Consider the following 22,001-nt stretch of genomic DNA (forward strand, 5'->3'; position numbering starts at 1 on the left):
CGGCAACGGCGCTCACCACCGACCTGCTCTCCCGCATCGGCCCCGTGCGGGAACTGGGCCTCGGCTATCTGAGCCTGGACCGGACCGCGCCCGCCCGCAGGACCCGGCCCGTACGGCGGACGCGGCGCCGGCCGGTCAGCCCTGAACCGGCGCACGGCCGCAGGCCGTCCTGCGCCCAGGGCCACGGTGCGAGGCGCCTCAGATCTCTGAATGGATCTGCGAACGGCATTCACGGATGGGACCTGCGGCCCGGCCGCCCTGGCGGGGGCGTCCGTCATCCGGCATTAATATTTGGCCTGAACTTTTCGAGTCTTTTCGAATGCGCGAACCCTACGGAAACGCGCGAATCCTACGGACGAACTGGAGCGACCATGCGCCTCGGCGTGCGCTGGACCTTGCACGGCGACGGGCGGACCCCCGCTCCAGGAGCCGTCGTACGCCCCGACGAACGGCTCTCCTGGCCGCGTACCGTCGGGCTCGGCGCTCAGCACGTGGTCGCCATGTTCGGCGCCTCGTTCGTCGCCCCCGTACTGATGGGCCTCGACCCCAACCTCGCGATCATGATGTCCGGCATCGCGACGGTCATCTTCCTGCTCGCCACCAAGGGCCGGGTGCCCAGCTACCTCGGCTGCTCGCTCTCCTTCGTCGGTGTCGCCGCGGCGATCCGGGCCACCGGAGGCACCAGCGCCACCGTGACCGGCGCGGTCTTCGTGGTGGGTGTGGTGCTGTTCTTCGCGGGTCTCGCGGTGCAGCGCTTCGGGGCGCGGATCATCCATGCCGCGATGCCGCCCATCGTCACGGGCGCCGTCGTCATGCTGATCGGCTTCAACCTGGCGCCGGTCACCGCCTCCACGTACTGGCCCCAGGACCAGTGGACGGCGCTGATGGTGATGCTGTTCACCGGTCTGGCCGTGGTCTGCCTGCGCGGCTTCTGGTCCCGGATCGCGATCTTCCTCGGGCTGATCTTCGGGTACGGCATCTCCTGGCTGCTCGACCGCGTCTTCGGAAAGATCCACTCGGTGCACGGCGGCGCGGAGGCCGTGGACCACTGGCGTCTTGACCTGTCGGGCGTGGGCAAGGCCGACTGGATCGGGCTGCCGAGCTTCCACGCCCCGAGCTTCGAATGGTCGGCGATCCTCGTCGCCCTGCCCGTCGTCATCGCCCTGATCGCCGAGAACGCGGGCCACGTCAAGGCCGTCGGCGAGATGACCGGCGCCGACCTCGACGACAAGCTGGGCACCGCGATCGCCGCCGACGGCGCCGCCTCCATGCTGTCGACCGCGGTCGGCGGCCCGCCCAACACGACGTACTCCGAGAACATCGGCGTCATGGCCGCCACCCGTGTCTATTCGACCGCCGCCTACTGGGCCGCCGCCGGATTCGCGCTGCTCTTCGGCGTGTGCCCCAAGTTCGGCGCGGTCGTCGCGGCGATCCCGGGCGGCGTGCTGGGCGGCATCACCGTCATCCTGTACGGAATGATCGGCCTGCTCGGCGCGCAGATCTGGATCAACGCGAAGGTCGATCTGCGCAACCCGCTGAACCTGGTGCCGGCCGCCGCGGGCATCATCATCGGCATCGGCAATGTCTCCCTGAAGTTCACCGAGAACTTCCAGCTCAGCGGCATCGCACTGGGCACGATCGTCGTGATCACCGGCTACCACGTGCTGCGTGCGCTCGCCCCCGCCCACCTCAAGGAGCAGGAGCCGCTGCTGGATTCGGGGACGTCGTCGTACGAGACGGAGCAGGCGTAGCCCGGTAGGCACGTTGGCGTGGGAGCCGACCGGCTCCCGGCCCGCGCGTTCATCCGTTCCGGTCAAGCCCCCTTACGGCGGTGCTCGGTACGGCGGCGGACTGGGACGCTGCCCCCATGACGCAGACCGGATGGACGCCGACGGGATCGATGCGAACCGGATCGACCCCGCCCGGATCGACGCAGCCCGGACACCTCGCGCACACCCACCGGTTCGCCGCGCCGCTGGATCCCGTGGTCCGGCGGATGCGCGTGCTGCGGGCCGATCTGCCGGCCCGGGACGGCATCGCGGTCTTCAACCGGGTCTATCTGACGGTGACCGAGGAGATCTCGCGGATCATCGCGCACGACGGCTTCGCCGATCCGCGGGCTGCGGCCACCCTCGACGTGCTCTTCGCCGGGCGCTATCTCGCGGCCGTGGAGGCGGCTTCGGCGGGCCGGCTCCCACCGGAGTGCTGGCGTCCGCTGTTCCAGTACCGGCGCCATCCGGGAGTGCGGCCGCTGCAGTTCGCGCTGGCCGGGATCAACGCGCACATCGGGCACGACCTGACGCTCGCCGTGGTGGAGAGCTGCCGTGCGCTCGACTGCGAACCCGCCCTCCTGGAGCGGGACTTCGACCGGGTCGGCGACATGCTGACGCTCCTTGAGGAGCGGATCCGCGAGGAACTCATGCCCGGCCCGGACCTGTTCGAGGTGGCCGATCCGATGACCCACCTGCTGGCGTCCTGGAGTCTGGAGCGGGCGAGGGACGCCTCCTGGTCCGCGGCGAAGGTTCTGTGGCAGTTGCGGGAACTTCCGGCCCTGGCCCAGGAGTTCACTGATCGGTTGGACGCGGGCGTGGGTCTGGTGACCCGCTGTCTACTCACACCGCTATCGGTTCCCGACTGAGGAGCGCTCCGTGGCAATCCGGCTGGGCCTCGGCCTTCCGCAGGTGTCCTGCGAGCTCCTGGACGTGTGCGCCGCGGTGTGGGGCCCCGATCCGGTCGCGTACCAGGGCGAGTTGACGACGATCGCCCCCCTCCGCCGTCGGCCCCAAACCGGCCCGCCCGATCCCGGTCTACCTCCCGGCGATGAGCCCGAGGTCGGCGCGCCGCCTGGTGGACCGCGCGGACGGCTGGCTGCCCGCGGCCTAGGGCGCCGCCCAGCTCACCGAGGAGTGGACGAGGCTGAAGAACCTGGCCGAGGAGCGCGGCAGGACCCGGCCGATAGAGGTGTGCGTCCGAGTCAACGCCCGCCACACGGCGAAGCCGTAAGGTGTACGAGCTGGCGCGGGCTGCGGGGTTGTAACCGCTGAGGGGGTTACTGAGGGGGCTGCGGCCCAACCCCCTCAGCCCAACTGCGTGCTCAGTCCTCGGGAAGCTCGACCGGGGCGATCGAGTCGTACAGGTCGCCCGGCCCCGGGTTGGCCGAGTCGGTCGTACCGCCGAAGTGGTGCATCACGCCCCACACCGCGTTCAGCGCGGTCTGCACCGCGCCCTCGGCCCAGCCCGCCGTCCAGGAGATGTCGTCGCCCGCGAGGAAGATGCCCCGCTTGTCCTCGGGCAGCGAGTCCTGCATGAAGTGGGTGAACAGGCGGCGCTGGTAGCGGTAGTGCCCGGGCAGGTTCGCCTTGAACGCGCCCATGAAGTACGGCTCGTTCTCCCAGGAGACCGTCACCGGGTTGCCGATGATGTGGCCCCTGATGTCGACCTTGGGGTAGATCTCGCCGAGCGACTTGAGCATGACCTCCATGCGCTCGTTCGCCGACAGCGGCAGCCACTTCAGGCTGTCGTCGCACCAGGTGTAGGAGAGGCAGATGACGGCGGGCTTGTCCGGGCCGTTGTCCAGGAGGTAGGTCCCGCGCGTCATGCGGTCGGTGAGCGTCATCGACATGACGTCCCGGCCGGTCTCCTCGTCCTTGTCCAGCCAGAACGGCCGGTCGACCGGCACGAACAGCTTGGAGGACTCCATGTAGTGGGTGCGCTCCATCGCCGTCCAGTGGTCGATCGGGAAGAGCGAGTCGTCGCAGGCGATCTTGGAGAGCAGCATCCAGGACTGGGCGGTGAAGATCGCCGCCCGGTAGGTGCGGATGTCGCCGTCGGCGTCCGTCACGGTGATGCGGTTGCCCGCGGTGCGGTGCAGGCGGGTCACGGCCGGCTTGGGCGCGCCGTCGTGCAGCGAGGAGAGCGAGGTGCCAGGCGCCCAGTGCACGAGCTTCTCCGGCTCGCGCTCCCACAGCCGCAGCGGCAGCTGCTGGGAGCCGCCGACGATGCCGCGGTGGTGGTCGTCGGCCTCGGTGTAGACGACGCGCAGGATCTCCAGAATGGAGTTCGGGAAGTCGGTGTCCCAGCCACCGGTGCCGAAGCCGACCTGGCCGAAGATCTCGCGGTGCCGGAAGGACTTGAAGGCCTCCGACTCGCAGAGGAAGCCGTAGAAGGTCTGGTTGTCGAGCTTGTCGACGAGCTTCGCCCAGATCTCGCGGATGCGCGGGATGTCGCGCTCGCGGATCGCCTGGTTCATGTCGGAGAAGTCGGCGCCCTCTTCGAGACAGGCGTTCCACGCGTCCATGACCTCGCGGTACACGGCCGGCAACTCGTCGACCGACGTCGCGTAGTGGGACTCGCCCTTGAGGTCGACGACCGTCGAGGGGGTGTCCGGCGCGAGCGGGTTGGGGAACGGCTTGGTCTCCAGGCCCACCAGGTCGATGTAGTGCTGGAGCGCGGTGGAGCACGGGGGGAACCGCATGGCACCCATTTCGGCGGTCAGCTCGGGGTCGCAGCCCGGGAAGCCGACGGTGCGCAGCCGGCCGCCGATCTGGTCGGCCTCGTACACGACGGGCTTGAGGCCCATCTTCATCAGCTCGTACGCGGCGACGATGCCGGAGAGGCCGCCGCCGATGACCGCGACCTCCGCGCCGTGCTCGGTCGCGGGTATCTGGCCGAGCCCGGCCGGGTGCGCGAGGAAGTCGTCGTACGCGTAGGGGAAGTCCGGCCCGAACATCGTGACGGGCGGCTGCTCGTCGATGTGCTGGACGGCGGTGGGCACCGTGGACGTCATGGGGTACGGACTCCTTGCACAGTACGGAAGGTGAGGGGCTCGGGGCCTCACGGCCCGGGGCTCGGGGACCCTGGGCTCAGGGGGTGGGGGCTCAGACGAGGGAGGCGTAGAGGCCGGGGCGGCGGTCGCGCAGATACGGGTTGTTCGCGCGCGAGGCGGCCAGGAACTCGGGATCGATGTCGCCGACGACCAGTTCGGTGCCCCGGCCTGCGCGAGCCCGCGCGACGCCGTCGGGCCCGGCCAGACAGCTCAGCCCGACGAACTCGAACTCGCCCTCCGGGCCGGTCCGGTTGACGTACGCGACGTACAGCTGGTTCTCGAAGGCGCGGACCGGGACGACGGACTCGGCGACGAACTGGAAGGGGTGCATCTGCGCGGTGGGCACCAGGAGCAGGTCGGTGCCGGCCAGGGCGTGCGCCCTCACGTTCTCGGGGAATTCCACGTCGTAGCAGATCATCATGCCGATGCGGAGGCCGTTCAGCTCGGCCTGGACGACCGGCTGGTCGCCCGGCGTGAACGCCTCCTGCTCGAAGCAGCCGAAGAGGTGGGTCTTGCGGTAGTTCGCGAGGCGGCTGCCGTCGGGGCCGATGAGCTGGGCCGCGTTGTAGACGGTCTCGCCGTCACGCTCGGGGTAGCCGTAGACGACGGCCAGGCCGTGGCGTACCGCGATGTCGGCGATGGCCTGCGCGGAGGGGCCGTCGGCGGCCTCGGCGAGCTTGGCCACGTCGTCGCCGATGGCGTACCCGGTGAGGAACAGCTCGGGGCAGACGATCAGCCCGGCGCCGGTCCCGGCCGCCCGCTCGGCCGCCTCGTCCAGCGCCTTCAGGTTCGCGGCGACGTCCGAGAGACGGCCGGAGCTCTGGAGCAGGGCGGTGCGCAACGGCGGCATGGGCAGTCCTCGGCAGGGGCGAAAGTGCGGGGTGGGGTCAATAGACGGTACGTTCCGCCGTTCGACCCGGACAAGGCGCCACCGTTGCGCGCAGCCGCATGATTCATTGCGCATGATCGCCCATCTACGGCGATTCGTTGCGCCGCGTTGATGGCGCCCTTACGCCTCGAGGTGCGCTTCCCCCGCGCGGGGGAAGTGGTCCACCCCAGGGAGCGATGTGCCGGGCCGCCGGGCGCGGAACGCTGGTCACATGCCCGGAACAGCCGGGCCGACTGCATCTCACGACCGTACGGAAGGTCCTGCCATGCCCCGCACCGCGTTCGCCCCCACCCGCACCCGTGTCCTCGCCCTGGGCGTGGCCCTCCTCATCGCCGCCGTGGTCACCGGAGGGGCGACGGCCGCCGGGAACGGCGCCGACGGCCACACGCTCAGGGAGGCCGCGGCGCTGACCGGCACCGCGAAGCTGTACCGGCCGGCCGGGGACGACATCACGTTCAGCTTCGACGCCCATCTGGCGGCCAAGGACAACATGGACCCGGAGGCGGCGTACGGCACGTTCTCCTTCCGGCACGTCTTCCCGAACGGGACCTCCGGCTGGGCGAAGGCGAAGGTGGACTGTCTGGTGACCGGCGGGAAGGTCGCCGTGGTCACGGGCGTCGTGACCGACTCGGACACCCCGTTCAAGGGCAAGCGGGTCGGCGTCACCGTGAACGACCTGGGCGCGCACGACCGGCTCGGCTACAGCTGGATAGGCAAGGACTCCGAGTCGCAGCAGCTCCCGAAGTGCATGAGCTCGGCGCCCTTCGAGAAGGTCAAGGAGGGCACGGGCGACTTCAAGGTGCTGCCGTGGCAGCCGGTGTATGAGCAGCCCAAGGGGTGACCTCGGATGTGCGGATGGGTCGGCTGCGGGCCGATGGGGGCCCTGGTCGCGCCGCCAGACTCCCGGCTCCGCTCGAACAGGGGCCTCGGGGAGGCGGAGCCGCACATGTCACGGCCCCGCGCCCCTTCAGGTCAGGGCATGCCTCGGCCGGGCAATCAGGCGGGCGAGCCCGACGTGTAGCGCCGCAGCAGCGGAGAAAGCACCAGCACCGACTTGGTCCGCTCCACGTACGGCTCGCCCGCGATCCGCTCCAGGACCCGTTCGAAGTGCCGCATGTCGGAGGCGAAGACCTGGACGATCGCGTCCGCCTCACCGGTGACGGTGGAGGCGGACGCGACCTCGGGGTACCGCTCAAGCCCGCGCTTGATCGCGTCGGGCGAGGTGTTGCGACGGCAGTAGATCTCGATGAACCCCTCGGTCTCCCAGCCGAGGGCCGCCGGGTCCACCCGGACGGTGAACCCGGTGATGGCGCCCTCGGCCCGCAGCCGGTCCACGCGCCGCTTGACGGCGGGCGCGGACAGGCCGATCAGGGAGCCGATGTCGGCGTAGGAGCGCCGGGCGTCTTCGGCGAGCGCGTGGACGATGCGTTCATCGAGGTCATTCAGTCGCACTGCGGGTGGATCACTTCTGTGAGGCGGTGGCCAGCCTGGAACGGCGGTAGCCGTATCCGAAGTAGATCACGAGACCCGCGGCCATCCAGTATCCGAAGTACTTCCAGGTGACTCCGGGCAGGTTCCACATCAGGTAGCCGCAGCTCAGGAAGCCCAGTATGGGGATGACCCAACCGAGCGGCACCCTGAAGGTGCGCGGCATGTCGCGGCGCGTGCAGCGCAGCACGACGACCGCGACATTGACGAGCGCGAAGGCGAAGAGGGTGCCGATGCTGGTGGCATTGGCGAGCTCGCCGAGCGGGACCGCGGCGGCGAGCACACCACAGAACACCGACACGATCACGGTGTTGGCGACGGGCGTTCCGGTGCGCGGGCTGACCTTGGCGAACACCTTGGGGACGAGGCCGTCGCGGGACATCGCGAAGAGGATGCGGGTCTGGCCGTAGAGCACGGTCAGGACGACGCTGGCGATGGCGATCACGGCGCAGGCCGCGAGCAAGGTGGCCCAGAAGGACTGGCCGGTGACGTCCTTCATGATGTCGGAGAGCACCGCCTCCGAGCCCTCGAACTGCTTCCAGGGGCGGGCGCCGACAGCGACGACCGCCACCAGGACGTACAGCGCGGTGACGATGACCAGGGAGAGCATGATCGCGCGGGGCAGGTCGCGCTTGGGGTTCTTGGCCTCTTCGCCGGCTGTCGATGCCGCATCGAAGCCGATGTAGGAGAAGAACAGCGAAGAGGCAGCCCCGCTCACCCCGGCCGTGCCCAGCGGCATGAAGTCCGAGTAGTTCCCTGACTTGAAGCCCATGAACCCGATCACGCAGAACAGCACCAGGGCGGCGATCTTCACGCCGACCATGATCGTGTTGGCGCGGGCCGACTCACGGGCGCCGCCGAGCAGAAACACCATCGCCAGCAGGACGACGATCAGCGCGGGAAGGTTGAAGTACCCCCCGGCACCGGGCGGTGCGGAGAGGGCGTCGGGGAGCGTGACGCCGATGGTGCCATCGAGAAGTTCGTTCAGGTACTGCCCCCAGCCGACGGCTACCGCGGACACGGAGACGCCGTACTCAATGATCAGGCACCAGCCGCAGATCCAAGCGATGAATTCGCCGAGCGTTGCGTAAGCGTATGAGTACGAGGAGCCAGCGACCGGGATGGTCCCGGCCAGCTCCGCATAGGAGAGCGCCGAGAAGAGAGCGGTGAGGCCGGCTATGACGAACGAGAGCGTGATGGCCGGGCCGGCCTTGGGGATGTTCTCGCCGAGGACGATGAAAATTCCGGTGCCGAGCGTCGCACCGATGCTGATCATGGTCAGCTGCCACATGCCGAGCGACCGCTTCAGCGAGCCGCCCTCACCCTGGCCACCCTCCGCGACCAGCGCTTCCACCGGCTTGCGCCGCATCAGACCGCGACCGGGGCGCGGGCCCCCGGCGGCTGGGGCGTCGGTCGAGGGTGGCGCTGCGCCGTGATCCAACACTGAGGTGGCTCCTTTTCGCTGCCAATCGGCGGCGGGTGACCGCGACGGCCCGGCCTTCCCGCACAGAGGGATGTTTCGGGCAGCATGGAGCCTTCCCGTGGCCGGTTCCGCCGAGCAGGCGGTCCCCGCCACTCCACGTACGGCGAGAACCCTATGGGTTTCCGCTTCCCGGTCGTAATGCAGCAACCTTGCGCATCAGCGGTTGATCATTGCGCGCAAGAGCGACGGATGGGTGTTTGTTGCACATCAACGTTCGATCCGTGCGCAAGCCCTGCTCAGGGGCCCTTTCACGGCCCCGTCCAGTGGTTCTGGTCACGGGGCTGTCCGGTCCCGATCCCGGGGTTGTCTTGACACTTCGTCAGGCCTGCACCAGGGTCGCGCCCCATGGAGCTGGACGTGGCGCACGGGAGGGTCGGGGACTGGCTGGATCCGGGCCCTTTTCTGCGTGGGGTGGCCTGGCTGGACGCCGAGGGGCGGCCGGTGCGCGCGGACCCCGATGACGCGATGCGGCTGCCGTGGGACACCGGCGAGCGGGCCGCGCTTCCGATCGGGGTGCGGGTCGAGTTCACCGCGCGGGGTGCCTCGGCGGTGGAGATCCGCTACCGCGCGCGGGTGCCCGGACCGGACGGCGAGCTGGGCGCGCTGGCCCGCACCTTCGCGCTCTGGGAGGGCGACCGCCTGGTCCGCGAGACCGCCACGGAACCGGCCGATGAGGGGGTGGTCACACTCCAACTCCCGTGCACAGGCGGCCAGTTCACGGTTCATCCGCCCGAGAGCTGCTCCCCGGTGGTGCTCGGCGTGCGTGCGGTCGGCGGCACGATCGAGCCCGCTCCGCATGGCCCGCGCTGGCTCGTGCACGGGGACTCCATCACGGAGGGCTGGTGGTCGACCCGGCCCGCGCACGCCTGGCCGGCCGTCGCGGGCCGCATCCTCGGCCTGGACACGGTGAACCTCGGCTACGCGGGTGCGGCCCGCGCTGAACTCCCCACCGCCGAGCAGCTGGCGCGGCTCCCGGCCGACGTCATCACGCTCGCGTTCGGCACCAACTGCTGGTCGCGCATACCGTTTTCGGCCACGCTGATGCACGAGACGACCCTGGCCTTCGTGCGCCTCGTACGCCGCGGCCACCCGGACACGCCAATGCTCGTACTCTCCCCCCTGCTGCGCCCGGAGGCCGAGCGGGCCCCGAACGCACTGGGCGCGACGCTGGCGGAGCTGCGGGCGGCCATGGAGAACGCGACGCGGGACCTCATCGCGGCGGGCGACGGGCATCTCCAACTGCTGCCAGGCCAGGGCCTGTTGACCCCGTACCACCTCGCGGACGGCCTGCACCCGAACGACGAGGGACACGCGCTGCTCGGGGCAGCGGTGGCGAGAGCGCTGGCCCCGCACATGCCGGAGCCCCCGCGAAAGGAAACGCGGGGGCTCCGGCACGTACCGGGGTCGAGCGACTAGCTCCAGCTCGCGTGCAGCGGCTTGCCCTCCGCGTAACCGGCGGCGGACTGGATGCCGACGACGGCCTTCTCCTCGAACTCGGCGAGCGAGGACGCACCGGCGTAGGTGCAGGAGGAGCGGACGCCCGCGATGATCGAGTCGATCAGGTCCTCGACGCCCGGGCGGGCCGGGTCGAGGAACATGCGCGAGGTGGAGATGCCCTCCTCGAACAGCGCCTTGCGGGCCCGGTCGTAGGCGGACTCCTCACTCGTACGGTTCCTGACCGCGCGGGCGGACGCCATGCCGAAGGACTCCTTGTAGAGGTGGCCTTCGGCGGAGGTGTGCAGGTCGCCCGGGGACTCGTAGGTGCCGGCGAACCAGGAGCCGATCATGACGTTGGAGGCGCCGGCGGCGAGCGCCATGGCGACGTCGCGCGGGTGGCGCACTCCGCCGTCGGCCCAGACGTGCTTGCCGAACTTCTTGGCCTCGGCGGCGCACTCCAGGACCGCGGAGAACTGCGGGCGGCCGACGCCGGTCATCATGCGGGTGGTGCACATGGCGCCGGGGCCCACACCGACCTTGATGATGTCGGCGCCGGCCTCGATGAGGTCGCGCACGCCATCGGCGGCGACGATGTTGCCCGCGACGATCGGGACCTGGGGGTCGAGGCCGCGCACGGCCTTGATCGCGGCGATCATCGACTCCTGGTGTCCGTGCGCGGTGTCCACCACGATGGTGTCCGCGCCGGCGTCCAGGAGCTGCTTGGCCTTGCCGGCCACGTCGCCGTTGATGCCGACGGCCGCGGCGATGCGCAGGTTGCCGTTGGCGTCGGTGGCCGGGGTGTAGAGGGTCGCGCGCAGGGCGCCCTTGCGGGTCAGGATGCCGGCGAGGCGGCCGTCCTTGTCCACGGCGGGGGCGTAGCGGCGGTTGGCGCCGTCGAGCTTGTTGAAGGCCTCGCGCGGGTCGATGTCGGCGTCGAGGAGCAGCAGGTCCTTGGACATGACCTCGGACAGCTGGGTGAAGCGGTCGACGCCCGTCAGGTCGGCGTCGGTGACGACGCCGATCGGCTTCTGGTCGGCGTCGACGACGACGCCCGCGTTGTGGGCCCGCTTCGGCAGCAGGGCCAGCGCGTCGGCGACGGTCTGGCTCGGGGCCAGGACGATCGGGGTGTCGAGCACGTGGTGACGCGTCTTGACCCACGAGATCACGTCGGTGACGACCTCGATCGGAATGTCCTGGGGGATCACGACGATGCCGCCACGGCGGGCCACGGTCTCGGCCATGCGGCGGCCGGCGATCGCGGTCATGTTGGCGACGACGAGCGGGATGGTGGTGCCCGTGCCGTCGGGGGAGGCCAGGTCGACGCCCTGGCGGGAGCCCACCGCGGAGCGGCTCGGCACCATGAAAACATCGTCGTACGTCAGGTCGTACGGCGGCTTGATGTCGTTGAGGAAACGCACGTGCTGAACATCCCAGTCGTTCGAGGTGGCCCCAGGCATTTCAGCCAGGGGAAAAGCACGTAGTTCATTGTCCCATGTTCGTACGATTGCGCTGCCCGGGCCGATCGTCCAGGGCCGGGGCGTAGGGTCTAGTGCGATCCTCCGAGCGCGAGCACCGCGCACAGCCCCGGTCCGGTCGCCGAGTCCAGGATTTCCCGGGCGACGGCCCATTCCTCCGGGCGCGCCTCGGCATATGCCTGCCAGCCGGTGACGATCAGGAGCAGGCCCCCCTCGCCCCGGGGGAGGTCGCCCAGGGAGTCGGCCAGCGCGTCCCAGTTGCGGCCGAACCAGTCGGGGAGGTCCAGGGCGCGGGCGAAGCGGTCCATCAGGGCGGGCTTTCCGGTGACCCCGGTCAGGTCGAGCAGCACCGTGGACCAGCCTTGTGCGCGGGCGCCGGCGAGCAGGCCGGTGAACGGGTCGGCCGTCATCGCAGTACCGCCTTGAAGCTCTTGTAGTGGTCGTCGGTCCAGTAGAACTCCTTACCCTGCCCGGTGACGATGCGCCATGCGCCGCGGTCCCGGGACTTCGGGTTCTGCACCGTGTACTCGTGGTAGTAGCCGCGTTTCTGCTGCGGCAGGAGCTTCTCGAAGTTGCCGAACACCACACCGTCCTTGCTGTACGGGAACGGCCCGCCCTTGTCGATGAGCTTGAGCGTCTGGCGCGCCTCGGGCGGCAGCTGAGCCGCCGGCACGGTGGCCATGCCCTTGACCCAGGCGGGCGTCGAGGCGGCCGCGGAGGGCCCCGGGCCCACCGGTTTCGCACTGTCCTTGCCTCCGCAGCCGACGAGCAGCACGGCGAGGCACGCCAGCAGCGGGGCGAGGGCGATCCGGGCAAACCTGTTGATCATGCTCTGATGCTCCCATCCGACGGCGGTACGAGCGAATGCGTACCCAGAAGTCCCCGGTCACGATGGAGGCATGCTGCTCGCCGACGTGGCCAGGACCTCGGCCGAGATCGCCGCCACCGCCTCGCGCTCGGAGAAGTCCGCGCTGCTCGCCCGGCTGTTCTCGGCCACCGAGCCGGACGAGGCGCCGCTGGTCGTCACCTACCTCGCGGGGCGGCTGCCCCAGCGCCGTACCGGGCTCGGGTGGAGCGCGCTCAAGGACCGGCCGCCGCCCGCCGCCTCGGCCCGGCTCACCGTCCGGGAGGTCGACCGGAGGCTGGAGCAGATCTCGGCCGTGGCCGGGACGGGCGCCCAGGGTGAGCGCAAGCGGCTGGCCGGGGAGCTCATGGGGGCGGCCACCGAGGAGGAGCAACGGTTCCTGTTCGCGCTGATCACCGGCGAGGTGCGCCAGGGCGCGCTGGACGCGGCGGCTGTCGAGGGGCTCGCGGCCGCGGCCGGCGCACCCGCGGCGGATGTGCGGCGCGCGGTCATGCTGGGTGGCTCGCTCGGCACGGTGGCCCGGGCGCTGCTCGCCGAGGGCCCGGCCGCGCTCGCCGCCTTCCGGCTCGATGTGGGCCGCCCGGTCCTGCCCATGCTCGCGCAGAGCGCCAAGGACGTCGCCGAGGCGCTCGACCGGCTCGGCCCGTGCGCGGTGGAGGAGAAGCTCGACGGCATCCGCGCCCAGGTGCACAAGGACGGCGACGCGGTACGGGTCTTCACGCGCACCCTCGATGAGATCACCGCGCGGTTGCCCGAAGTGGTGGGCGCGGCAAGGGAGTTGACCGCGGAGCGGGCCGTTCTCGACGGTGAGGTGATCGCGCTCGGCCCCGACGGGCGGCCCCGCTCGTTCCAGGACATCGCCGGACGCGTCGGCTCCCGGCTCGATGTCGCGGGCGCCCAGGACCGGTTGCCCCTCTCCCCCGTGTTCTTCGACCTGCTCTCCGTGGACGGCCGGGACCTGCTCGACCTGCCGGTGCACGAGCGGCATGCCGAGCTCGCCCGCATCGCCCCCGAGCCCCGGCGCGTACGGCGGTTCGTGGTGGCGGATCCGGCCGATCCCCAACTGCGGCGCGGCGCCGAGGAGTTCGCGGCCGCCACGCTGGAGCGCGGGCACGAGGGCGTGGTGCTCAAGGCGCTCGACTCGACGTACGCGGCGGGCCGGCGCGGCGCCTCGTGGCTGAAGGTCAAGCCCGTGCACACCCTTGACCTGGTGGTCCTCGCGGCCGAGTGGGGACACGGCCGGCGCACCGGCACGCTCTCCAACCTGCACCTCGGGGCGCGCCGCGAGGACGGCACGTTCGCGATGCTGGGCAAGACGTTCAAGGGGCTCACCGACGCGCTGCTCGCCTGGCAGACCGAGCGGCTGCGGGAGTTGGCGGTGGCCGAGGAGCCCTGGGGTGTGCGGGTGCGGCCGGAACTCGTCGTCGAGGTGGCCTTCGACGGCGTACAGAGATCATCGCGCTACCCGGAAGGGGTGACACTTCGGTTCGCACGGGTAGTGCGCTATCGCGAGGACAAGAGGGCCTCGGACGCGGACACGGTCGCGACAGTGAGGGCACTGCGCGGCGGGAGGGACTGAAACCGGTGGAGCAGGGTCACAACGCGGTACAGCGGGAGCAGGCACAACGGCGGGCGCAGGAGGCCGGGCTCGCGGCCGCCCGGCTGACCGCCGAGGGGGTGCGGACGGTCGCGCTGACCTGGGTGGACGTCGCAGGGATCACCCGTGTCAAGGTCGTGCCGACGACGCGGCTCGCCCAGGTCGCGGCCCACGGCGTGGGCATGTCGCCGGTCTTCGACGTGTACCTGGTGGACGACTCGGTCACCAGCAGCCCCCACGTCGGCGGCCCCGACGGCGACCTCCGCCTGATCCCCGACCTCGACCGGCTCACCGTGCTCGCCGCCCAGCCCGGCTGGGCGTGGGCGCCGATCGACCGCTTCGAGCAGTCGGGGCAGCCGTACGACGCCTGCCAGCGGCAGTTCGCGCGCCGGATGACCGAGCGGGCCGCCGAGCGGGGCATCGAGCTGCGGATGGGCTTCGAGACGGAGTGGATCGTCGACCCGCCGCTGGCCGGCCCGGCGTACGGGATGGCGCGGGTCGTCGAGCGCTCGGCGTACGTGGGCGATGTGGTCGGCGCCCTTGAGGCACAGGGCGTGGAGGTGCTCCAGATCCACCCGGAGTACACGCCGGGCCAGTTCGAGGTGTCGGTCGCCCCGGCGGACCCGGTGGGGGCCGCGGATCTGGCGGTGCTGGTCCGCGAGACGATCCGGGCGGTGTCGCTCCAGCACGGCCTGACGCCGTGGTTCGGGCCGGTCGTCGACCCGGAGGGCGTCGGCAACGGCGGCCATGTCCACTTCAGCCTCTGGCAGGACGGCCGCAACCTGTGCCGGGGCGGCGAAGGCCCCTGTGGGATGACGTCGACCAGCGAGGCCTTCCTAGCCGGGATCCTCGACGCGCTGCCCGCGCTGCTCGCCATCGGCGCTCCGACCCCGGCGAGCTATCTCCGTCTCGCGCCGTCCCGCTGGGCCGGTGCCTTCCAGTGCTGGGGTCCGGAGAACCGGGAGGCCGCGCTGCGCTTCGTGCCCGGGCCGCCCGGAGCCGTGGAGGCGGCGAACGCCGAGGTCAAGTCGTTCGACCCGGCCGCCAACCCGTACCTCGTGACCGGCGCGCTGATCGCCGCCGGGCTCGCCGGACTCGACGCGGGCCTGCGCCTGCCCGAGCCGGTGGCGGGCGACCCCGTCAACGCCGAAGGCACCCGGCGGCTGCCAGCCTCGCTGCCCGAGGCGCTCAGCCACTTCACGGAGTCGGCGGTGCTGCGCGAGGCGCTCGGCGACCGGCTCTTCGAGGCGATCGTCTCGGTGCGCCAGGCCGAGACGAAGCTCTTCGACGGCCGCGGCCCGCAGGAGATCGCCGAGGCCACGCGCGGGAGGTACTGAGTGCTGCCGCTCGTCGACCACCACTGCCACGGCGTGCTGCGCTCCGACCCCGACGACGCCGCCTTCGAGGCGTTCCTGACCGAGTCCGACGCCCCGGCCGCACCCGGCACCAGCTTCTTCGACACCCAGCTGGGCTTCGCGGTGCGCCGCTGGTGCCCGCCCCTGCTCGGTCTCGACGCGCACTGTCCGCCGGAGCGCTATCTGGCCCGCCGCCGCGAACTGGGCGCCCAGGAGGCCAACCGGCTGCTCCTGAGCGCCAGTCGCATCAGTACGTTCCTGGTCGACACAGGGCTGCCCGGCGACCTGACGAGCCCGGCCGAACTGGCCGAGGCGAGCGGGGCGGCGGCGCGCGAGATCGTACGCCTGGAACTCCTCGCGGAGCGCATCGCCGAGGAGGTGAGAGATCCGGACAAATTCCTGGCGGCCCTCGGCGACGCCATCGCGGCCGCGGCCCGCACCGCGGCGGGCTTCAAATCGGTGGCCGGATACCGGTACGGCCTGGACCTCGCCCCCGAGCCGCCGGACCCGGCCGAGCTCCGCGCGGCCACCGCCGGCTGGCTTGCCGCGGGAGCCGGCCGGATCACCTCGCCCGTACTGCTGCGCCATCTGCTCTGGTCGGCGGCGGACACGGGGCTGCCCCTCCAGCTCCACACCGGGTTCGGCGATCCCGACCTCAGGCTGCACCGCTGCGATCCGCTGCTGCTCACCGATTTCATCCGGGCGGTGCGCCCGACGGGTTGCCGGGTGATCCTGCTGCACGGCTATCCGTACCACCGGAACGCGGCCTACCTGGCGCAGGTGTACCCGCATGTGTACGCCGACGTGGGCCTCTCGCTCACGCACACCGGGGCGCGGGCCGAGGCGGTGCTCGCCGAGTTCCTGGAACTGGCCCCGTTCGGCAAGCTGCTGTTCTCGACGGACGCGTACGGCCTCGCGGAGCTGTACGTCGTGGGCGCGCGGCTCTACCGGGAGGCCCTGGACCGGCTCCTGAACGGCTGGACCGGGTCCGGGGCGTGGTCGGCCGCGGACGCGGAGCGGGTGGCGGCGCTGGTGTCGGCGGGCAACGCCGAACGGGTCTACGGCACGTGAGACGTGCGGTACCGGGGGCGCGGGCCCCCGGTACCTCAGATTCCGTCCGGGTCCGCGCGGTCGAGGGCGGGCCGCGGCTTGGGCCCGGTCTCGTTGAGGAGGAAGTCGGCCGCGGCCGTGTCCGTGACCAGGCTGGTCACCAGGCCCGAGCGGAGCACCGCGTCGATCGCCGCGGCCTTGCGCTGACCCCCGGCGATCGCGACGACCTCCGGGATGCGGCGCAGCCGGTCCGCCTCGACCGTGATGCAGCGCTCCCCCAGGTCGCGCCCGACCCGGCGGCCCTCCGCGTCGAAGAGGTGCGCGGACATCTCGGCGGCGACACCGAGCGAGGCGTAGTGCGCCCGCTCCTCGTCGGTCAGCATGTCGTGGACCGTGGAGATGCCCGGCTCCCACGAGCCGATGGACACCGCGGCGACGGTGACCTTGTCGAAGTACTCGAAGGCGCGGGCGATCCCGGTCTGGTTGCGCAGCGCGGCCGCGGTGGCCGGGTCGGGCAGCAGCATCGGGGCGTAGATGGGGTGGGCCTCGCCGCCGGAGACCTGGGCGGCCCGGCGGACGGCCTCGACGGAGCCGCGCTCGGCGGTGCCCGCGTCGTACACGCCGGTCAGCTGGACGACGGTGCAGGGCGGCAGCCGGTCGAGGGCGGCGGCCATGTGGATGGTGGAGCGGCCCCAGGCCAGGCCCAGGACGTCGCCCTCGCTGACGAGCTCGCCGAGCAGGTCGGCGGCGACTTCGCCGAGGTTCTCCGGGTCGGGCGAGGTCTCCTCGCCCTCCGCCGGGGACTCGACGACGACCGCGTGCCGCAGTCCGTACCGGGCGCGCAGGGCGTCGGAGCGCTCCGCGTCCAGCTCGGCGGGCACGCGGATCTCGATCCGCACGAGATCCCGCTCCAGGGCGGTCTCCAGGACCCGGGCCACCTTGAAGCGGCTCACGCCGAACTCCTCGGCGATCTGGATCTTGGACTTCCCCTCCAGGTAGAAGCGGCGGGCCATGGCCGCCGCCTGCACCAGCTCCGCGGGTCCCATCCGCAGGGCTGACCGACCCGCCGACATTGCAGACACCGCGATCTCCTCACTGCTGTTCACAACTGCTGTTCACGCACCGGACTCGCTGTTCATCCTGTCAGATCCAACGGTCCTTGATCAGCCCCGAAGGGTTCCGTTCACTCAGTGGCGGCTCAGTGTGCGCATGCCCAGGGTGCGCCCGCCGTCGCTTGTTCAGCCATGGAGCGCAGGGTGCGCACCGCTTCGGCCGGGTCGTGGGCCCCGTAGACGGCCGAACCGGCGACGAAGACGTCGGCTCCCGCCTCGGCGCAGCGCTCGATCGTGGAGGCCGAGACGCCGCCGTCGACCTGGAGCCAGAGTTCAAGTCCGTGTTTGCTGATCAGCTCACGGGTCCGGCGGATCTTCGGCAGCATGATGTCGAGGAAGGACTGGCCGCCGAAGCCGGGCTCGACCGTCATGATCAGCAGCATGTCGAGCTCGGGGAGCAGGTCCTCGTACGGCTCGATCGGCGTCGCGGGCTTCAGCGCCATCGAGGCGCGGGCGCCCTTGGCGCGGATCTCCCGGGCAAGCCGGACCGGGGCCGCCGCCGCCTCCACGTGGAAGGTGACCGAGCCGGCCCCCGCCTCCACGTACTGCGGGGCCCAGCGGTCCGGGTCCTCGATCATCAGATGGCAGTCCAGCGGCGTCTTGGTCGCCCGGCTGAGGGATTCCACCACGGGCACCCCGAGCGTGAGGTTCGGCACGAAGTGGTTGTCCATCACATCGACATGCAGCCAGTCGGCGCCTTGGACGGCCTTTGCCTCGTCGGCCAGCCTGGCGAAGTCCGCGGAAAGGATGCTGGGGTTGATCTGAGCCATGCCCCAAGCCTGCCATGCCCTGGGCAACTTGCCTGCCACGGTGCCGGTCGAAGCCTGTCCGGATCCGTACGGGCCGGGCGATTCCGCGGATCCTGAAGGCTTCGGGGCGTGATCCTCTGGCGGTCGGGGCCCGCGTCCGGAGCCCTTCCGGTACGGCCGCAGCCAAACCGTGACCAGCTCAACTCCCTTACGAGGGCGCCGAGTTGGGGCCCGGCCGGATCCGGGCCCGTCCGCTCAGGCCGTGCGCCTCAGGAGCGCGAGGTACATCGCGTCCGTGCCGTGCAGATGCGGCCACAGCTGTACGTCGGGGCCGTCGCCAAGGCCCGCGACGCCGGGCATCAGCGGGCGTACGTCGATCCACTCGGCCTCGACGGGCTCGGCGCCGCCGCGGCCCTTGAGGACGTCCTCGACGACGATCCGGGTCTCGGCCAGGTGCGGTGAGCAGGTGGCGTACCCGACGACGCCGCCGACACGGACCGCCGACAGTGCCTCGCGCAGCAGCCCGCGCTGGAGCGGAGCGAAGCCCTCCAGGTCCTCGGGGCGCCGGCGCCAGCGGGCCTCCGGACGGCGGCGCAGGGCGCCGAGACCGGAGCAGGGCACGTCGACCAGGACGCGGTCGAAGGTCTCGGGCAGCCACGGCGGACGCGTGCCGTCGGCCGCGATGACCTGGTACGGGCCCGGGTTGCCGGCCAGGGCGCGCTCGACCAGGCGGGCGCGGTGCGGCTGCTTCTCGGAGGCGAGCAGGGCGGCGCCGCGGCCCGCGGCCAGAGCGGCGAGCAGGGCGGCCTTGCCGCCGGGGCCCGCGCAGCCGTCCAGCCAGCGCTCGTCCCGGCCCTCCAGGGGGGCGTTGGCGAGGGCGGCGGCCACCAGCTGGCTGCCCTCGTCCTGGACTCCGGCCCGGCCCTCCCGTACGGCGTCGAGCGCGCCGGGCTCGCCGCCCTCGGCCATCCGCACGGCGTACGGCGACCAGCGGCCGGGCAGGCCGCCCTCCTCGCCGAGCGCGTCGAGGAGTTCGTCGGTGGTGGAGCGGCCGGGCCGGGCGACCAGGGTCACCTCGGGGCGCTCGTTGTCGGCCTCCAGCAGGTCCTCGATGCCGGCCCGGCCGCCGCCGAGTGCGTCCCAGAGCGCGGAGACGACCCAGCGAGGGTGCGAGTGGACGACCGCGAGATGGTCCTCGGCATCGTCCTCATAAGAGGGCGCGACCTTCTCCAGCCAGCCGTCGAGGTCGTCCGCCGAGATCTTGCGCAGGACCGCGTTGACGAACTTGGCCCGCCCGTCACCGAGCACCACCCGCGCGAGCTCCACACTCGCGGAGACGGCGGCGTGCGTCGGGATCCGGGTGCCGAGCAACTGGTGCGCGCCGAGCGCGAGCACGTCGAGCACCGGCGGGTCGACCTCGCGCAGCGGCCGGTCGATACAGGCCGCGATGATCGCGTCGTAGGTGCCCTGGCGGCGCAGCGTGCCGTAGACGAGCTCGGTGGCGAGCGCCGCGTCGCGGGCGTCGAAGTTCCCGCCCTCGCGCGCCTTGCGGAGCAGCGGGGGCAGGACGAGGTTGGCGTAGGCGTCGCGCTCGTCGACTGCCCGCAGAGCCTCGAAGGCAAGGATGCGGACCGGGTCCTTCTTGGGACGGCGGTACGGCTTGCCGCCCTTGCCCGCGTTGGGGTTCGGGCTGCGACGTGGCGAATCGTTCACGTGAAAGGTGCTCCGCGGATCAGTGGGGGCGAACCCTCTCAGCGTACGTCCGCCGCCCCCAGGCGCTCACCCGGGGCGATGCGGACCCCGCGGGCCCAGTCCGCGCCGCGCATCGGCTTCTTGCCCTGGGGCTGGACCCAGAGCAGTTCCACGGCGTGCGAGCCGGTACCGACGTACACGTTGTTCTTGGCGACCGAGAGCTCGCCGGGCGCGAGGTCGGTGCGGTCGGCGACGAGGGCCGCCTGGACGAGCTTGAGGCGCTCGCCGCGGAACACGGTCCAGGCGCCGGGCGCGGGCGTGCAGCCGCGCACCACGCGGTCGACGCGCAGCGCCGGGGCCGCCCAGTCGACGTGCGCCATCTCGACGGTGATCTTCGGGGCGAGCGAGATGCCGTCGGCGGGCTGCGGGACGGCCTTCAGTGAGCCGTCCTCGATGCCGTCCATGGTCGCGGCGAGCAGGCCGGAGCCCGCGAACGCGAGCCGGGTGAGCAGGTCGCCGCTGGTGTCCGTGGGCCGGACCTCCTCGGTGACCGTGCCGTACACCGGGCCCGAGTCGAGCCCCTCCTCGATGAGGAAGGTGGAGGCGCCGGTGATCTCGTCGCCCGCCATGACGGCATGCTGGACGGGCGCGGCCCCGCGCCACGCGGGCAGCAGCGAGAAGTGCAGGTTGACCCAGCCGTGTACCGGGATGTCGAGGGCGACCTTGGGGAGGAGCGCGCCGTACGCGACGACCGGGCAGCAGTCCGGCGCGATCTCCCGCAGCCGGGCCAGGAACTGCTCGTCACGCGGCTTCACGGGCTTGAGCACCTCGATGCCGGCCTCCTCGGCGCGCGCGGCGACCGGGCTCGCCACAAGGCGGCGGCCGCGCCCGGCGGGCGCGTCGGGCCGGGTGACGACCGCGGCGACCTCGTGCCGGCCGGATGCGATCAGGGCGTCCAGGGCGGGGACGGCGACCTCGGGGGTGCCTGCGAAGACGAGCTTCACTGGGGGTTACCTCGCTTTGTCGAGAGCAGCGTCTCAGTCTATGGGCCCTGGGGCGGCGGGCGTACGCGCAGGTGTCCGCCACGGTGCGGCCCGCCCGTCGAGGCGGTACGGCAGGGGCGTACGGGTACTTGTGCGCCCCGTGCATATGCCCACACGCCCCCGCAGCGTGACCACAACAGGAGGTAGCGCGTTGGTCAAGAGAGATTGACCGAACCGGGCCGCTTCTGCGGCCCGCGCCTTTTCAGCACCCGCAGCACGTCAACACAGCAGCAGCACCATGCAACACCAGCGCACTACCACCACCGTCTTCACCATCCCTTTCATCGCCGGTTCGAGAGGCTTGCTCATGGCCGACCACGCAACCCACGACGCCCAAGCGCGGGCCAGCCTGCACCTGTTGGTGCGGGACATCGAGCGGGTCCGCCGGCAGGTGGACGCACTGCGCACCCTCACCGCGCAGCTGGGCAACGTCTACCGCCCGCGCCGCTCCGGCCCCTCCACGGGCTTCGTCGTGTACGGACGCGCCCCGGCCCCGACCGTACGGCTCGCCCAGGAGCTGCGGGACAGCGTCGAGACGCTGGTGACCGCGGCCGTGGACTTCGACCGCTCCCTCGGTTTCTCCTGGGACGCGGTGGGTTCGGCGCTCGGCGTCACCAAGCAGGCGGTGCACCGCCGTTACGGATCCCGCCGGGCGACCGCCCAGGCCGCGGGCCAGGTCGACGCCGAGCGTCCGGTCGAGGCGGCGCCGACGCGCACGCTGCCGCCGCTGTCCCCCATGCCCGCGGTTCCCGCCGCCCGTTCGATGCCGCCGCAGCCGACGGCGAGCAGCCAGTCCCTGCGCGAGGAGGTCCGCACCAGCGCCAGCGCCTTCCCCGGCCCCCGCAACGGCTGACCTGCTTTCGCCCCTTCGTGCCCTCGCGTCCGTACGTATCGCGAGGGCACACTCATGTGGCCCCGGGCATGGAGGCGTACCCGCATGC

Annotated in this window: 19 protein-coding genes and 1 pseudogene; 9 read left to right on the forward strand and 11 right to left on the reverse strand. The window is 71.6% G+C overall.

Annotation, left to right across the window (positions count from 1 at the left end; translation table 11 throughout):
- Positions 1-371: 371 nt before the first annotated feature.
- From ACWC2B_RS36345 to ACWC2B_RS36355, 3 genes and pseudogenes are all read left to right on the forward strand, one after another.
- Positions 372-1,751, forward strand: coding sequence for a uracil-xanthine permease family protein (locus tag ACWC2B_RS36345; RefSeq protein ID WP_450724356.1), 1,380 nt, complete (start codon positions 372-374; stop codon positions 1,749-1,751).
- A gap of 116 nt (positions 1,752-1,867) precedes the next feature.
- Complete coding sequence (locus ACWC2B_RS36350) at positions 1,868-2,638, forward strand: DUF5995 family protein (protein WP_450724358.1); 771 nt, start codon at positions 1,868-1,870, stop codon at positions 2,636-2,638.
- A 52-nt stretch (positions 2,639-2,690) separates the two neighbouring features.
- Positions 2,691-2,997: pseudogene (locus ACWC2B_RS36355) on the forward strand (LLM class flavin-dependent oxidoreductase); the annotation flags it as partial.
- Positions 2,998-3,094: 97 nt separating this feature from the next.
- Here ACWC2B_RS36355 and ACWC2B_RS36360 read toward each other — a convergent pair.
- Both ACWC2B_RS36360 and ACWC2B_RS36365 read right to left on the reverse strand, forming a co-directional pair.
- Positions 3,095-4,786, reverse strand: coding sequence for a flavin monoamine oxidase family protein (locus ACWC2B_RS36360; protein ID WP_450724360.1), 1,692 nt, complete (start codon positions 4,784-4,786; stop codon positions 3,095-3,097).
- A gap of 91 nt (positions 4,787-4,877) precedes the next feature.
- Entirely contained in the window at positions 4,878-5,675 is a 798-nt protein-coding gene (locus ACWC2B_RS36365) for a carbon-nitrogen hydrolase family protein (RefSeq protein WP_450724362.1), read from the reverse strand.
- A gap of 304 nt (positions 5,676-5,979) precedes the next feature.
- Here ACWC2B_RS36365 and ACWC2B_RS36370 point away from each other — a divergent pair, with 304 nt between their 5' ends.
- Entirely contained in the window at positions 5,980-6,555 is a 576-nt protein-coding gene (locus ACWC2B_RS36370) for a Repetin (protein WP_450724364.1), read from the forward strand.
- Between the two features lie 155 nt (positions 6,556-6,710).
- Here ACWC2B_RS36370 and ACWC2B_RS36375 read toward each other — a convergent pair whose 3' ends face one another.
- Both ACWC2B_RS36375 and ACWC2B_RS36380 read right to left on the reverse strand, forming a co-directional pair.
- A complete protein-coding gene (locus tag ACWC2B_RS36375; protein WP_053724485.1) occupies positions 6,711-7,166 on the reverse strand; it encodes an Lrp/AsnC family transcriptional regulator in 456 nt (151 codons plus the stop codon).
- A gap of 10 nt (positions 7,167-7,176) precedes the next feature.
- On the reverse strand, positions 7,177-8,646 hold the full coding sequence (locus ACWC2B_RS36380; RefSeq protein ID WP_450724366.1) for an amino acid permease: 1,470 nt from the start codon (positions 8,644-8,646) through the stop codon (positions 7,177-7,179).
- A 384-nt stretch (positions 8,647-9,030) separates the two neighbouring features.
- On the opposite strand from ACWC2B_RS36380, the gene ACWC2B_RS36385 reads away from it, so the two are divergent.
- On the forward strand, positions 9,031-10,101 hold the full coding sequence (locus tag ACWC2B_RS36385) for a GDSL-type esterase/lipase family protein (RefSeq protein ID WP_450724368.1): 1,071 nt from the start codon (positions 9,031-9,033) through the stop codon (positions 10,099-10,101).
- Here the strand turns inward: ACWC2B_RS36385 and ACWC2B_RS36390 are convergent.
- The 3 genes from ACWC2B_RS36390 to ACWC2B_RS36400 form a co-directional block, all read right to left on the reverse strand.
- Complete coding sequence (locus ACWC2B_RS36390; protein WP_450724370.1) at positions 10,098-11,579, reverse strand: GuaB1 family IMP dehydrogenase-related protein; 1,482 nt, start codon at positions 11,577-11,579, stop codon at positions 10,098-10,100. The genes ACWC2B_RS36385 and ACWC2B_RS36390 overlap by 4 nt on opposite strands.
- Positions 11,580-11,668: 89 nt before the next feature.
- Positions 11,669-12,007, reverse strand: coding sequence for a barstar family protein (locus ACWC2B_RS36395; RefSeq protein ID WP_450724372.1), 339 nt, complete (start codon positions 12,005-12,007; stop codon positions 11,669-11,671).
- Positions 12,004-12,426 (reverse strand): ribonuclease domain-containing protein, encoded by a 423-nt coding sequence (locus ACWC2B_RS36400; RefSeq protein WP_450724374.1) that lies wholly within the window; start codon positions 12,424-12,426, stop codon positions 12,004-12,006. The genes ACWC2B_RS36395 and ACWC2B_RS36400 overlap by 4 nt, the downstream gene beginning before the upstream one ends.
- Positions 12,427-12,496: 70 nt before the next feature.
- On the opposite strand from ACWC2B_RS36400, the gene ACWC2B_RS36405 reads away from it, so the two are divergent.
- Genes ACWC2B_RS36405 through ACWC2B_RS36415 form a run of 3 tightly spaced genes read left to right on the forward strand, consistent with a single transcriptional unit; the run spans position 12,497 to position 16,485 of the window.
- Positions 12,497-14,041, forward strand: a complete 1,545-nt coding sequence (locus ACWC2B_RS36405) for an ATP-dependent DNA ligase (protein ID WP_450724376.1) — start codon at positions 12,497-12,499, stop codon at positions 14,039-14,041.
- Between the two features lie 5 nt (positions 14,042-14,046).
- On the forward strand, positions 14,047-15,396 hold the full coding sequence (locus ACWC2B_RS36410; RefSeq protein ID WP_450724378.1) for a glutamine synthetase family protein: 1,350 nt from the start codon (positions 14,047-14,049) through the stop codon (positions 15,394-15,396).
- A complete protein-coding gene (locus tag ACWC2B_RS36415; RefSeq protein ID WP_450724380.1) occupies positions 15,397-16,485 on the forward strand; it encodes an amidohydrolase family protein in 1,089 nt (362 codons plus the stop codon).
- Between the two features lie 35 nt (positions 16,486-16,520).
- Here ACWC2B_RS36415 and ACWC2B_RS36420 read toward each other — a convergent pair whose 3' ends face one another.
- The 4 genes from ACWC2B_RS36420 to fmt all read right to left on the reverse strand — a co-directional run bounded on the left by ACWC2B_RS36420 (position 16,521) and on the right by fmt (position 21,021).
- A complete protein-coding gene (locus tag ACWC2B_RS36420) occupies positions 16,521-17,570 on the reverse strand; it encodes a sugar-binding transcriptional regulator (protein ID WP_100577311.1) in 1,050 nt (349 codons plus the stop codon).
- 92 nt (positions 17,571-17,662) lie between these two features.
- A complete protein-coding gene (gene rpe / locus ACWC2B_RS36425) occupies positions 17,663-18,346 on the reverse strand; it encodes a ribulose-phosphate 3-epimerase (RefSeq protein ID WP_450724382.1) in 684 nt (227 codons plus the stop codon).
- A 234-nt stretch (positions 18,347-18,580) separates the two neighbouring features.
- Positions 18,581-20,038: an RsmB/NOP family class I SAM-dependent RNA methyltransferase gene (locus tag ACWC2B_RS36430; RefSeq protein WP_450724384.1), complete on the reverse strand. Its 1,458-nt coding sequence runs from the start codon at positions 20,036-20,038 to the stop codon at positions 18,581-18,583.
- Between the two features lie 38 nt (positions 20,039-20,076).
- Complete coding sequence (gene fmt, locus ACWC2B_RS36435) at positions 20,077-21,021, reverse strand: methionyl-tRNA formyltransferase (RefSeq protein ID WP_450724386.1); 945 nt, start codon at positions 21,019-21,021, stop codon at positions 20,077-20,079.
- A 346-nt stretch (positions 21,022-21,367) separates the two neighbouring features.
- On the opposite strand from fmt, the gene ACWC2B_RS36440 reads away from it, so the two are divergent.
- The gene (locus ACWC2B_RS36440) at positions 21,368-21,913 is read left to right on the forward strand and encodes a hypothetical protein (RefSeq protein ID WP_450724388.1); all 546 of its coding nucleotides are present in this window, start codon (positions 21,368-21,370) and stop codon (positions 21,911-21,913) included.
- Positions 21,914-22,001: the final 88 nt, after the last annotated feature.

This window comes from Streptomyces sp. NPDC001415, assembly GCF_053597395.1.